Below are 14354 nucleotides of genomic sequence, written 5' to 3'. Positions count from 1 at the left end.
CTGATGAATAGGTACCATATTTAGGGTGAGGTCTCAATATTTTGGATAACCCAAATACAAGACTTGGCTTTCCGTCAGAAATTAATGAATCATGGTGCGTAGAGTTATTTTCCATACGACAATGAACAGAAGGCTGCCTCTTCGGCAGCCTTCTGTCTTTTGGATCAGTTGACATAATATCAATTGGGTAAACTTTAAAGTTCATAATCGCCTGATATCGATTCCCTCATTTTTCTTGCCCTAATAGATAAAAGATCTGTAGACCTAATGCTCATTAGCTCCTTTTTCTTATAGCACCAACTTTGTGGTTATCATGTGGTGGACGCGCCAACAATTACGTCCCTTGGTTCGCTTGCTTGCTCAAAATTCGGTTCACTTTCTCGGCGCTTAGCCACATGAAGATGAGGAAGGCAAGCACAACGGAAGGGAACAATCCGATGCTTGTCTGCGAAGCGACCAATCCAAACATGGGGGGAAGCAGCGTGGTCCCCGTATAGGCGACGGCCATTTGATAACCCATCAGCTTGGCCGAATGTTCTTTTCCGAACCGAGACGGCGTTTCATGAAGAAGTCCAGGATAAATGGGCGCAAGGCCAAGTCCAATCAGCATGAATCCCGTCAGAGAAAAGGAAGCACTAAGAGGTAGCACAAGGATAATCCCTCCTAGAATGGTGATGAGCTGTCCATAGCGGATCAACAGACGATTGCCAACCTTCAGCGTGATAAAGCCGGTAATCAGTCTGCCTAGCGTAATACCTCCGTAATATAAAGAAATCCATATGGCAGCCGTATCGGCTGAAATATGTTTAGCACCGACAAGGTAACTAGCTCCCCACAACCCCACCGTGGTTTCGACTCCACAATAGAATAAAAATGCCGTAAGCGTTGGTTTAACGCCTCTGATTCGAAATATGCCTGCTTTTACGATCTGCTCCTGTTGGCGCTTTTCATTATCGACTACATTTTCGGTTTGCGGCCGGTCAATCTCCCGCATAGCTGCGACGCGTTTCCATAAAGGGAGCGTAATGAGCAAAATGATTACGAGCGAGAACTGGATTATGGATACAGCTGTATATCCGCTTCTCCAAGAATTATGATCTGCAATGTAAGAGGACATAATAATGGGCCCCATTGTTGCCCCGACACCCCAAAAGCAATGTAACCAGTTCATATGATGCGCCTTATAATTTTCAGCAACATAATGATTCAAAGCGGCATCCACAGCACCCGCCCCTAATCCCAGTGGAATGGCCAGAACGACAAGCCATGCCATAGAGGGAGCCAAGGAGAAACCAAGCAGTGCTCCTGCAGTCAGGAAGCAGCTGAACAGGGTGATTCTCCCTGTTCCTAACCGCTTTATCATAGAGCCGCTTGCCAGACTAGAAACAATGGTTCCTCCTGCAATAACCATGGACACGATTCCTGCAGAGCCGACGGAAGACCCGATGTCGGGCCATATCACCGGCCAGGCCGATCCAAGTAAAGAATCGGGTAGTCCCAAACTAATAAAAGCCAGATAAATGATAATCAAAAACCAGGTTGCCAAGCGTACACCTTCTCCCATTATAAATGCATCGTTTTCACTAAATAAACTGTCTTTATAAAGTGTGTTTATTTAATATGCAGCAGCATCTTTTTTTTGTCAAGATTCTAGACGCAAAAACCCCCGGAATTTCAATCCCGAGGGTTCCGGTCAACTGTAAGATCAAGGGTCGGTTCCAATTCTTGCAGGGTTAGCCAGCGCATGCCTGCTTCAAAGTCCTCTTGAAACGTCTGCTTCAACACCACTTCGGGGTAAGAAGGCATGGGATGTTGAAGCCGATAAGCTTCCCAAGCCTGAGACCAGGCATCTGCCTCCATTCGGTATTGATATATCACGATTTTGTCAGGTGCCAGGACAGCATTAACAGTATGTATGATTTTACACACAGCTTGCACAAACTTCTCCGTTGTCATCTCTTGATTCCAATCCAGGCCAATGGGCAGAAATTTGATCTCGCCCGACATGCCGTTCTTCCCTTTAACGATCCTCCCATCGAGATAAATAGCTAGGCCGGGTGGATATTTCATAGGAAAGTACATGCCTAGCACGCATTGGTCCCCTTCCAAATCTTCCTTCATCGAATAACCGCTAATGGCTGCATTCACATCATTCTCGACCATTACGGGCAGCCCGAATTGAGATTCGATCTCTTCAATCATGCGAAACCCGGTTAATTCTCGATGACTGCTTACCGTAATTTCTCCATTGACGGCCTGTCCCGGTATGCCGATGCCAATCACCTTGATGGAGGGATAAAGCCCAATGTAATGCTCAATGATTTCATAGAAGCGCTGTCGATCGAATACAGGCATGGTGTATTCTTCTTTGGCCAACAGATCATTTTCCAAATTCACGACGGTTGCCGAGATCAGCTCTTCTCCCTGTTTCTCTTTCAAATAAACGACAAGAGCCAGGCTGAAATTATAATTATATCTATAGGTAAGCGCGGGCCTCCCGCCGTTGGACGGAACGATATCGTCTTCAAACAATTCCCCAAGCTCGCACAGCTCCTTGACCAACGAATTCACCGTAACCACACTCAGCTTGGTCAATGACGCCAATTGGGGCTTCGTCGCCGTTTCTACTCGCTTCATGGTTTTGCGAACATTATTTAAATTGATTTCTTTCATTAAGTTAGCGTTTGCTTTTTTCATAAGCCCCCCTGCACACATGTTTCATCTTAATCTATGTTATCCCTATGATATACTACTTTTCCTGGTATACAAAACGGCATAATTATGCGTTAAGAACAAAAAAACCGCATATGTCATGCGGCTTTCATGTTACTGAGATGAGATCCGGTAAATTAATTCGGTGAGGCTTCTTCCTGCGGCAGCGGCTTGCCCGCTTCAACCAATCGCTTATTGCGCATGAAGAAAACGGTAAGCACGAGCATAAACAATCCGGTACCGACCAGCAGCCATTCGATTTTGACCACGTCGGCAAGCGGACCGAATATCAGCATCCCGATAGGCATCATGGAAGTCGAAATCATCCCGAAGACACCGAATATACGCCCCAGATAATTTTCATCCACCTTCTCCTGCAGCATGACGGTTGTTGGCGTATTAAATATGGGCATCGCTACTCCGAATACAGCCATGATGGCCAAATAAATCCAGAAAACAGGCACAATGCCGAGCGCAAACGTGGACACGGCCATGACGAAGCTGGCTATAGCCATCGTGTACACTTTATTATTAAAGCCGCCCCAGGAAGCAATGATCCCCCCTCCAGCCATCATGCCGACGGAAAACGCGATTTCGATTGCCGTCAAGCGCCATACATCGTCCCCGAAGCTGCGGGTAACCTGCAGCGGGGTCAGAAAGGCTGCAGGCGCCATAAGCACGAAGAAAAAGGCGAAGAAGATAAAAAACGACTTGAGAAAAGCATGCTGTTTAATGTAGGCCAAGCCCTCTTTGAAATCGTCCAGATAGCCCGTGCTTTGCGTGTCCGACGCCTTTTTGTGCAGCGGAATTTTGAGAAAGGCAAACAATGTGAAGATCGCGATCGCAGCCGTAACGACGTCGATAAAAAAAATCGCTTCGATCGTTGCTACGGTGAGCAATCCCGCGCTGACGATGGGCGCTACGAACATGATCAGCGCTTGTAGGCTGCCGTTAATACCGTTTACTTTCGTCAGCTTATCTTGCGGCACGATTTGAGGCAATATGGCTCCGACCGCTGGAGTCTGAATGCCGGCCCCGAGCGCGCGTACGGCGGAAATGATAAACAGCAGCCAAACCGCCTGATAGCCAAGCATAAACGTAATGGCCAACATCAGCGTAACCACCGCGATCATGGAATCCGCGATCATAATGAGCGTTTTACGGTTGAAGCGGTCCGCCCATACCCCGGCAAAAGGCGACAGCAGGAACGTCGGAATGAATCCGCAAATAATATACAGCGTCATCATGATGCCCGACTGCGTCGTCAGCGTAATGTGCCACATAATGGCATATTGAACCAAGGCAGACCCGAACAGCGAGAGTGTTTGGCTGCTTAAAAAGAGAATGATGTTCCTTTTCCAATGGATTTTCTGGGCATCTTCGGTTTCTGACATCGTCCCACCCTTTCGTATGGTCTCGCTCACGCGAATTACACTCATTATAACGTTTAACGTTAGGCGACATTTCTTTTTAATTGCTCATTATGGATTATCTACGATACATATACCCTACATATTATTTATAATTTATCCTTTAACCGCTTGATGAAAACATGCTTCGCTTTTTCTTATTTGCTGCCGCGCTCCACCCTGCGTTCCGTCAAAAAGTAGAGCAATGCCAAGGCCGGAAAAAGAACGCCCAGCCACATCGCCGCTTTCCAGCCGCCCATAGCGTAGGCCCATCCCCCGGCTGCGGAGCCTATGGCTCCGCCGGCAAAAAAGATCGCCATATACAAGCCGTTCAGCCGGCTCCGCACCTCGGCTCCCAACGTGAAAATCGCGCGTTGTCCCAACACCAAATTGGCGGACACGCCCATATCCAGCAGGATGGCGGCAAGTACCAGGATCACGATAGAAAGCAGAGAACCGCCGGCAAACACGATCGGCAAAAGTCCGGATAGTATCACCAGTACGATGGCAATTCCGGTTGCGGGCCGGATCAGACCCTTATCCGCAAAGCGGCCGGCAAGCGGTGCGGCGGCAGCGCCTGATACTCCAGCCAAAGCAAACAACGCAACGCCTGCAGAGGAAAAGTGATACAGCGGACTTGTTAATACAAGCGGAACCGTTGTCCAGAACAGGCTGAACATCCCGAACAGAAAAGCGTGATACAGCGCCCTGCGACGTAGTATCGGCGTCGTTTTCAGCAACCCCAGCATGGATGTGATGATTGCAGGATATTTATCGGTTGTTTGCGGCTTCCTTGCCGGCAGTACTTTGATCAAAACCAGAGCCAGCACGAAGAGAATGGCGGATGACATCATAAAGATAGCATGCCAGCCGAAGTAATTTTCCACCAAACTCGAAACCGGACGGGCCAGCATGATTCCTAACAACAGTCCGCTCATGACATTACCGACATTGCGTCCTCTCGTCTCCTCCGGGGAGAGATGCGCTGCATAAGGGACCAGGATCTGGGCCGCAACGGACCCCACGCCGATAAACAAGGAGGCGGCAAGAAACAGAGCGGCGTTTCGGGCTGCGGCGGCAAAGATTAAGACGATGGCCGTCAGCATCAGCAGCGTAACCACCAGTTTGCGATTTTCAAGCAAATCTCCCAAAGGAACGATGAACAGCAAGCCGATCCCGTAACCGATTTGGGTCAGCGTGACGATAACCCCTGCGGCTCCTGAAGATAATCCTATAGATGAACTGATCGACTCAACTAAAGGCTGCGTATAGTAAAGATTGGCAACGATCAAGCCGCACGCAACAGCAAGAATCAGCATAATCCAGGGGGACGCGGAAATCTCCAACTTGCCCTTTGCATTTCCATTAACATTCATGAGAAGCACTCCTTTTATAAAAATGATATTGTAATCATATTGGAACGTTCATTCCAATATGGGAATACGTTCCCCCTGCATGCTTAAGCAAGGGGGATCCAATCGGAATGATTGTTCCGGAATGATGAAAAAAAAAGCTCTACAGCGACTCGATAACGGCGTTCATCATGCCGCGGACTTTATCGCTGTCGCTTTGGATCCTGGCCATCACGTTGATGCCGTGGTTGAGATTAAGCAGCAGGAACGACAGCATCTTTATGTCTTTCTCGGGGGAAATTTCGCCCGTTTCCTGGCCCTTTTTTAATTTCTCGTAGAACAGCTGCTCCAGCTCCGTAAAGCTTTGGCGAATCGTATTCTGCAAGGGCTCATCCATGGCATCCAGACCCACGGAAGCGTTCGTAATCAGACATCCGTTCGGGTAAGCTTCACCGTGCGTCGCAAACGCGTTCGTGATATGCAGCTCAAAATATTGGCGGATCCCGGCGATCGCAGAAGGGGCATGGTTCATCAGATCGCGTTTTTTTTGCGACATTTTTTTGTATTGCTGGATGGCCTCATAATAAAGCGTTTGTTTATCCTGAAATGTTTCGTACATGCTGGACCTGCTTAATTCCATCGCTTGCAATAAATCCGGTATGCTTGCCCCCTCGTACCCTTTCTCCCAAAAAACGATCATCGCTTTGCGAAGCACCTGCTCACGGTCAAATTCTTTGGTCCGTCCCATTCATACCTCCTCCTTCTCAACACGAGTATAGACTATTCGGAACGAACATTCCAGTATTTTTTTCAATCACTTATTTTCGCCGTACCTCCATTCGAAGCAAAATAGATGGGGTTTGTCACTACCGCCATCGACATGCCATCCGCCTGTCCGAACTGCCGCCAAACCTCTGCCCGTAAGAAGCTTCTATGCTTTGCGTTAAACGTCAGTATAGCGCCCCCTTCCGAGTCGATAGCAGTTTCTTCCTCGAGACCGCGCTCGCTGTACAGCCGAATCCGATCGCCCGCCATCAAGTCATCCAGTTGAACGACCACCTCGTGACTGGCTTGCTCATATGGCACTTCATCTCCAATCCCATAGTCACCGCACTGAAGGTTGGCAAAAGGACCGTCAGGGGAATTAGTAATCACGATGCGGCCTTCCTTAATACCGTTCAGGACGCCCTCCACCGTTTTTGCATCGGTCCAGACCCATACGCATGGCATCGCATGCTTCACATAGGAATCCGGTCGATGCACATCGCTTCCGCCTACGGCTACCAGGCGTCTCCCTGCGACAAGCTGCTCCTGCCACCAAGAAAGCGCGCGTCTGTTGTGCTCTCTCCATGGCCCGTTCCAAATTTCTACCCCGTCGTAATCCACATCGAAATCCCACTCCCACGGGCAGTGATCACAGTGCGTATGGTTCAGCACAATCTTGGCCCCCCGCTCGCGGGCGATTCGAAACTTCTCGTGAACATCGGATATGCCCGATACGCGAAAATCATCCATGGGGCTCGACACGCCAAGGAAATTACTATGACCATAATTCGTCGTAAACTCCGTACCCGGTATCATAAGCACCGAGGTCCCACGCGGATAGGCAAGGTTCTGGCTGCTCGTATTATGATCGGTCATGGCCATAAAATCGCAGCCCAGGCTTTCCATGATGGCCGCATTTTCTTCCAGCGTATAAGACCCGTCGCTATGAACGCTATGCGTGTGAAGATCTCCCTTCAGCCAGCGCCATGTTTTGTAGGTAAACTCGATTTCGATCGTGACCAAGCAACCCTCAGCGGGCACCTTGTAGGCATTATGGAGAATAGCCCATTCTCCTGTGGCCAATAGTCCGGGCAGATAACCCGGGGTGGCAGTATTCGGACCGATATTGAATTCCTGACGAGCCCCTCCGCTCCAGCCTCTTACTCTCTCGGCGTCACGTATCCCTAGATCAATGACCGCTTTGGCGGTGTCGCCGCCATGGGAATCCACCTGATAGCTTACGTGGATTTCTTCGACATCCGGTGGCATTTGGAACGGAATTTCAATGTACGAGCTTTGTTCCGAATGCTCAATGTATCGTTTGTAAACCGATGTGGTCCTCCGCTCGATTTGTTGTGCCATATGGATCCCTCCTCTTTTCTGCCTATTCTTTATTTGCGCCGACAAACATTCCTTTGACAAAATACTTTTGCACATACGGATAGATGATGATGAGCGGGAGCAGGGCAATGACAATCCCCGCCATTCGGACATTGGTCGTGATCATGAAATTGCTCGAGGTCGAATCGGTATCGACGATGAGCGATTTCAGCGCGATTTGCAGCGTATATTTGGACGAGTCGTTGATATAAAGGACGGCCGGCGTGAATTGGTTCCAGCGACTGACGAACTCAAACAGCGTAACCGTTGCCAGTCCTGCGCTCGCAAGCGGCAAGTACATCGTAAAGAAGATCCGAGGATCTCCGGCTCCGTCAATCCGGGCAGATTCCGACATTTCGTAAGGAACGCTCAAAAAGAAATTTCGCATGAGGATGACACTGAATCCGGATACGAAACCTGAAAGTATTAATGAGGACAGCGTGTTAAGGAGTCCTAAATCCTGATTCACGATATAGAGCGGTATCATGATCGCCTCGCTTGGAATCATCATCGTTAGCAGGATCGCGGATAACATCCACTTTTTACCGGGAAGTCCTTTCTGTATCAGGACATAGCCCGCCATGGAACTTAGGAAGACATGACCTAAGGTACCGACAACGGTCACAATGACATTGTTCGTAAAAGGCAAATAAAGCTTCATCCGGTTCCATACGGTGGAGAATCCCTCGAGGCTGAATTCCTTGGGCCAGAGTACGATCCCCGGCTGCATGGAAGCAAAATTGGATGAGAATGCAAGCGCGAGTGTATTTATGAACGGAATAACCATGGTCAAAACGAGCAGAAAGAGGAACAGAACATTGATCGTATCAAACAAACGGCCAAGCAAGCTTATTTTATTCATTGATTTCATATACCGACTCACCCTTCATCATAGCGGATCACCGCTCTTGTTACATACGTCAGCATGAATGTTGCCAAAATCACCAGGAAGCCGGCCGCCGTTGCAGGTCCAACGCTAAATTCCAATATCCCTTTTTGATAGGTGTACATCATTATGACGTCAACTTTCTTGGCAATGGCGCCATTACTCATCACGAATATTTGATCGAACAAACGCAGGATACCCAATACATTTAACATGATGACCACTTTCATGGTGGAACGAAGCATCGGAACGGTGACGTAACGGGCCTTCTGCCAACGACTGGCGCCGTCCATGCTAGCAGCCTCATACAGCGAGGGATTAATGTTCACGATGGCGGCCAGGTACATAATGCAGGTATATCCCATCTCCTTCCAACCTGAAGTAAGGATCATGACGATGCGGGCATAACGATCCGAAGAGAGGAACCCGACCGACTGGCCGCCGAATAGCTGAATGATCTGGTTCACGATGCCTGTATCCGGAGACAACAGCAGAATCCACATCCCGCCTACGACCACCCAAGAGAATAAATGAGGTAAATAGACAATCATCTGGGTCATTTTTTTGAACCAGGCGGAAGCCACTTCATTTAAGGAGAGCGCAAGAATCAGCGGCAAAAAGAAGTTGATGATAAAGCCTCCCGCACCGATCACGATCGTATTTTGAAAAACTTCCCAAAACACCGGATCCTTCAGTACCCTCAGATAGTTATCGAAACCGATAAAGGGCCGGTCACCGATCAGCCGGTAATCTTGAAAGCTGATGGCAAGTCCCCGGGCCAGCGGATAAAAGGAAAAGATGAGGAAATAGGCCAGGATGGGAAGCATCATAAAATATAGAGTTTTGTATTTGAATACGGCTTTCACGGAAATTCACCACCATGATCGAAAAATAAAGAGGGAGCGGCGTGATCACCGCCCCCTGCTCTTAAAGCTTTTAATCGATATACCCGCCGGCTTTAAGTGCTTCCCGCATTTTCTTTACGGCGTCGGCTGCCGGCATCTCGCCCATGATCGCTTTGAAGGAATGTTCATTGATGATCTTCTCGGCATCTGCCCAATGGGAAGGCGTCATTTCCAAAGCAGCGTATTGATCGACGAGATCCTGCGCTTCCTGCACGCCCGGCAGTTTACCGAAAGGCGCTTCGACATTACGGTTGTACCAGAAAGGAACGCCATGATCGGAAGCATGCTCTTTACCGGTTTGCGTCAGCGTAAACTTGCCGTTGTCAACCGTGTAATCCACATCCTTGATGCCTAAGCTGCCCAGGGTTATCCCTTCCTCGGAATGCCACCATTCAATGAATTCGAAAGCTGTTTTCGGATGCTCCGCATTAACGGGTATAACCCATACGTCCGGATCGCCCCTGCGCAGCATGTGGTTGCCGTTCGCATCGGCTGCACCCGGCAAGCCCTTCGCTTCGAATTCCGTATTCGGGTCTTGTTCATGGCGCGTGTTGTTCAGCATGCCCACCCAAGCGTCCCAATACGTAATCATGCCGACGCGGTCGGCAAGGAACAGGTCGCGCATTTTACCGGTGTCATTCGTGGTGAAGTTCGGATCCAGAATGCCTTCCTCAAACAGCTTGTTCAGCCATTCATAAACCGGGATGGCCGCATCCGTGGAATACGGAACGTCCAGCTTGCCGTCAGCGGTTTCGACAAATCGCTGTTTCAGGCCTGCGGCGCTGAAGAAGCCCTGCAGTTCGTACATGCCGGCCGTGCTGAGTCCGTACGTGTCTTTTTTGCCGTTGCCGTCCGGATCTTGATCGGTGAAAGCTTTGAGGACATTGTAATAATCGTCCAGCGTTTCAGGCTCGGGCAGATTTAATTTGTCCAGCCAGTCCTTGCGAACGATCGGCATCGTTCCTCCTTGGTACTTGGTGAACACGCCGTAGATCTCGCCATCCTTCGTCTTGACTTGTTCCCACTCCTTGGCCGGAATGACATTGGGATCCGAAAGCACCTTGGAGCCGTTCACTTGATCGGTCAACGGTGTAAGAATTCCTTGATCAATGAACGTGGACATTTTCTCCTTGCTGATCTGCAGCAGATCGAACTTTTCCCCGGAAGCGATGGCTGCCAGCAGCTTCTGGTCATAGTCGGCAGCCGGCTTGTTCATCGTAACCTTGATGCCGGTTAGACGCTCGATTTCCTGCTCGAACTGCGTATTCTCCTCAGGCGTTTTGCCGCCGATGACACCCGTCATGATTTTGAGCGTGCGTTCTTCGGCATTCGATGCAGCTTGGGACGCGGCATTGCCGCCTTCCTGTGTGCTACTGCTGCCGGCGTTCGGGGAACAACCCGCAAACAGCCCGCCGAACAGAGATACAGCCATGATTGCACTCATGATCTTGATTCTTTTTACCAAGCTAACCACTCCTTCATTGTCGTTAAGAAAGAAATTTGCAGGATTCCCTCACAACCAGCTGCGCGGGTATGATGATTTGCCTGTGGATACGTTTATCGCTTATTTTCTCGAACAACAGCTTGGCTGCTTCCGCTCCGAGCGTCTCTGCCGACAATTCCACGGATGTCAGCTTTGGATTCATATCCTGTGCCAGAATAGCATCATTGCTGAGAGCGATGACCGATAGCTGTTCGGGCACCTCGATATCCAGCTCCCTGGCAGCCCTCAGCACGCCAAGCGCCACTCGATCCGTATCCGTAATGACTGCCGTATAATTCATGTTTCCATAAGTGTTCATGATGGACATATATCCGTATTCCGTTCCGTTGGCATGCAGCTTGTGGTCATAGTACACCACATACTCTTCGGGCATCGGCAGGCCGTGTTGGCTATAAGCCTCCGCCAAGCCAAGTTGTCGATCGTAGGACACGGTCATATCGGAGGATGCATTCAGGAAGAGAACAGTTTGATGTCCGCTCCGGAGCAAATAATCTCCAACCATTTGAGCCACGTTTGCATTGTTGTTATCTACGTGAGCATTTTGCATAATTCCGTTTTTGTGTAACAGACAGCAGAAATCAATAGCCCCAGACTACTAAGTGACTCGATTCTAAAAATGGGCAGACCAGCAGAATTTCATCAGTTTCAATTTTTAAGCTGCCGTTTGTTGTTTTCTAGAAACAATGGAAAGAGCGGATACAAGCAGCACGATGGCATTCAAATACTGGTGAGTCGTTACTTTCTGGATGCCCCAGACATGCATGCCATCAGCCGAAAGATAGGTTTTCATTCTGGAGTTGCATCGTTCCACACTTGTACGCTTGTTGTAAAGCTCCTTCCAGCGTTTTGTATCTCGATGAGGGCTGCAGTATCGCCGAAGATCGTCCTTCGCATCCACCTTGACGACCATACCATAGTTGGAAGTCGAGCAAGCCGCCATGCCTAATGGGCAGTCGACTTTGCCCGTGGCATGAGGACAACGGAACTTCAAGTAATCGCCGTCAGCACCCCAGTAAGTCATGGCGAACCCCATCGAGCAACATGGCGTTCCGGTTGCTGTCATCCCGGCAGGAGGTTCTTTCTCTCCTCGGGGGTTCAGAGGGATGATGGCTTGCGCTTTCACGTTTCGAGCGGCTTCGTAAACTTTCATTTGATCGTAGCCCGCATCGAGCATAAAGAATTTCGCGCTCGTTTTGGCAGCTACCTTCGCAATCAGACCAGGTGCCATTTCTCCGTCATTGACATGTGCGGGCGTGACTTCTAGTGCTAGCGGAAGTTCGCTTTTCGTGTCAACAGCTAGGTGGAGTTTGTATCCGAACCAAGTGACTTTGTGGCCGAATGAATCGAACTTTGCGCCCCAGTTGGCATCGCCGGTCTGCTCACTTTTGCGCTTGGGTTGCTTCTTCTCATAAGCATGGATGGCGGCGCTGTCGATCGCAATGTGGCTGCCGTCGATGATGCCCTCTTGCTGACAGAGGTTGACCAGATTCTCGAATAGCTGCTGTGCCAATTTTTTCTTTGTCAGTTCGGCGAAGACCCGGCTTAGCGTAGAAATAGACGGTGCTTTGCGATCTAATGAAAGTCCACACTGATAGCGAAATCGAAGATCTGTTTCCAATCGATGATGCAAGCCAGTAAACGTTTGAATATGCTCAAGCGGCGCAGCCAAAAGTGCACGAAGAATTCCTTCTCTACAGTGCCCGTCAGCGCCACGGGGTGAACGACTTCTCAATTGCTTGGCATAAGGGCGAAGATCCAAGACGCTAAAAAAAATGGGCAATCGATCTTTTGATTGCATTTTTAACAGATCCTCAAAGGAAAATAGACTTTCTTGGAGAATATACAAGTGACTTCACTTCCTCTCGGAGTTTTTGGGTTTGGTCACTTGAAAACTTCTCCAAATTGGGGTGAAGTCCCTTTTTTATGTTTGAAAATCCTTGTGTATCAAGGGCTCAGATTAATGCAAAATGCTCACGTAACTGATCGTATCGTCATAAGGATCCGACCGCCCCACCAGCACTAAAGGAGTGCCCATCATCAGGTACCGTTGAATTCGCAAATCATTTTTTCGCGGGTTGAGCAGAATGACGCCATCGACAGGATCCTGCGAATACAAAGTGGGATCCTCCTGCTCGGGCAAGGTGTCCAGAACTAGGCGGTACCCTTGCTTGGAGCATTCCTTGATCACACCGTTAATCAACTGAGTATCGAATGCCGTCATCGTCCCATCAGGCGGGAGAGGTATCTTGAGGCCGATGCTCATCGTCCTCTTGATCGCCAGGCTTCGGGCCAGGTGATTCGGGAAATATCCCAGCTCTTGGGCTACCTCTAATACCCGCTCCGTCACTTGTTGGCTGATCGGCCTTTTTTTGCTGAACACACTGGACACGGTTCCCTTGGATACTCCAGCCATCCTGGCAACGTCATCAATGGTAGCCATCTATCGTTGTTCCTTTCTCTAGCAGATTCTGATGGATTGCTTGATCATTAAACCGGTTTAATAACCCTACGTGATTGATTTTAAAAAAGAATAATTGAATAGAATGCAGGTTTATGTTAATTGAAAATTAAATCTTAGGTATAAAACTCGTTTCTTTTTGACAAACCAAAAAAGCCGCCTATCAGGCGACTTGGTATGCACGTATATGATAGAAAAGCTATCCCTACTGAGCTCAATTACCGTTAAAGTTTATCCTTCCCGTGCATCTCCTAGGCTTTCTTTGAGCGCATCGCTTTACATTGAGTAATGCTTTGATCGTTCATGAGTTTGAGGTATTCGTCTGACTCTACGGCGTAGATTGCGACTTTCCCTTCAGTGTCATGATGAATCCCCCAGCCATAGCGCTTGCCTAAGGACGAGGTTCGGAGACAAGGCTGCCCTTTCGAAAAAAACTTCTCGCGAGCGGCTGCTCTTTCCGTTTCCGGAATCTGATTACGCTCGGCAAACACTTCGAACAATACATCTTCTTGCGTGTATCGGTAAGGGTGGTTCGACAGCAGCTCATACTGAATCACCGGTATGGTCTTAGACTCGCCTTTTGCTTTCGGAATGACGGCCTCGCTGACAGGGCAGTCTTCGGCAATTTGAATAAAGGTGTCGTATTCATTCATGTCTTTCATATGTAAGAATAACCTCCAATTCTAATTAACATTCAGTATACATCATATCTTAGCATCTTCTACAAACTAGTGCTTGAATCTTGAATCTCTTCCGGCTTGTATCCGAAGCAGCGGCTCCAGGCAGCGGATACTGGCTTCGACCACTCACTTATTGGAGATCAAAACAGTTGTACGGGCAAGAGCAATCCGTTTTCAATCAACGGTCCGAATATCAACATCCCGCCGGACATCATGGACAGGCTTCTCTTAAATCGTAATCGCCAAAAATGAAGTGCTCATGACTTTATCCTGATAAGTTTCCTAATGTCCTGGAATAAATAA

General features: G+C 48.9%; 13 protein-coding genes. All 13 read right to left on the bottom strand.

All coding sequences use genetic code 11. The annotated features are described in order from the left end of the window. Positions 1–334: 334 nt before the first annotated feature. Positions 335–1546 (bottom strand): MFS transporter, encoded by a 1212-nt coding sequence (locus AC3RCL_RS13350; protein WP_249732731.1) that lies wholly within the window; start codon positions 1544–1546, stop codon positions 335–337. A gap of 128 nt (positions 1547–1674) precedes the next feature. Next, the gene (locus AC3RCL_RS13345; RefSeq protein WP_492535705.1) at positions 1675–2697 is read right to left on the bottom strand and encodes an ROK family protein; all 1023 of its coding nucleotides are present in this window, start codon (positions 2695–2697) and stop codon (positions 1675–1677) included. A 152-nt stretch (positions 2698–2849) separates the two neighbouring features. After that, entirely contained in the window at positions 2850–4106 is a 1257-nt protein-coding gene (locus tag AC3RCL_RS13340) for an MFS transporter (RefSeq protein WP_277746105.1), read from the bottom strand. A gap of 173 nt (positions 4107–4279) precedes the next feature. Beyond that, the gene (locus AC3RCL_RS13335) at positions 4280–5497 is read right to left on the bottom strand and encodes an MFS transporter (protein WP_213578893.1); all 1218 of its coding nucleotides are present in this window, start codon (positions 5495–5497) and stop codon (positions 4280–4282) included. Positions 5498–5636: 139 nt separating this feature from the next. Next, positions 5637–6221 (bottom strand): TetR/AcrR family transcriptional regulator, encoded by a 585-nt coding sequence (locus AC3RCL_RS13330; RefSeq protein WP_096774064.1) that lies wholly within the window; start codon positions 6219–6221, stop codon positions 5637–5639. A gap of 62 nt (positions 6222–6283) precedes the next feature. Further along, positions 6284–7600, bottom strand: coding sequence for a CehA/McbA family metallohydrolase (locus AC3RCL_RS13325; protein WP_492535702.1), 1317 nt, complete (start codon positions 7598–7600; stop codon positions 6284–6286). Between the two features lie 22 nt (positions 7601–7622). Beyond that, complete coding sequence (locus tag AC3RCL_RS13320) at positions 7623–8489, bottom strand: carbohydrate ABC transporter permease (protein ID WP_492535700.1); 867 nt, start codon at positions 8487–8489, stop codon at positions 7623–7625. Between the two features lie 8 nt (positions 8490–8497). Beyond that, a complete protein-coding gene (locus AC3RCL_RS13315; protein WP_492535698.1) occupies positions 8498–9370 on the bottom strand; it encodes an ABC transporter permease subunit in 873 nt (290 codons plus the stop codon). A 70-nt stretch (positions 9371–9440) separates the two neighbouring features. Continuing rightward, complete coding sequence (locus AC3RCL_RS13310) at positions 9441–10883, bottom strand: extracellular solute-binding protein (protein WP_492535696.1); 1443 nt, start codon at positions 10881–10883, stop codon at positions 9441–9443. A gap of 13 nt (positions 10884–10896) precedes the next feature. Further along, complete coding sequence (locus AC3RCL_RS13305; RefSeq protein ID WP_492535694.1) at positions 10897–11415, bottom strand: LacI family DNA-binding transcriptional regulator; 519 nt, start codon at positions 11413–11415, stop codon at positions 10897–10899. Positions 11416–11565: 150 nt separating this feature from the next. Further along, positions 11566–12759 (bottom strand): transposase, encoded by a 1194-nt coding sequence (locus AC3RCL_RS13300; RefSeq protein ID WP_487717185.1) that lies wholly within the window; start codon positions 12757–12759, stop codon positions 11566–11568. Between the two features lie 111 nt (positions 12760–12870). Continuing rightward, positions 12871–13353: a LacI family DNA-binding transcriptional regulator gene (locus tag AC3RCL_RS13295; protein ID WP_492535692.1), complete on the bottom strand. Its 483-nt coding sequence runs from the start codon at positions 13351–13353 to the stop codon at positions 12871–12873. A 269-nt stretch (positions 13354–13622) separates the two neighbouring features. Further along, the gene (locus AC3RCL_RS13290; protein WP_492535691.1) at positions 13623–14033 is read right to left on the bottom strand and encodes a DUF6157 family protein; all 411 of its coding nucleotides are present in this window, start codon (positions 14031–14033) and stop codon (positions 13623–13625) included. Between the last annotated feature and the right edge of the window lie 321 nt (positions 14034–14354).

It is taken from the genome of Paenibacillus sp. MT86 (assembly GCF_058792535.1).
The sequence above is the reverse complement of the archived record's forward strand: the minus strand, read 5'-3'. Positions and strand labels throughout refer to the sequence as shown.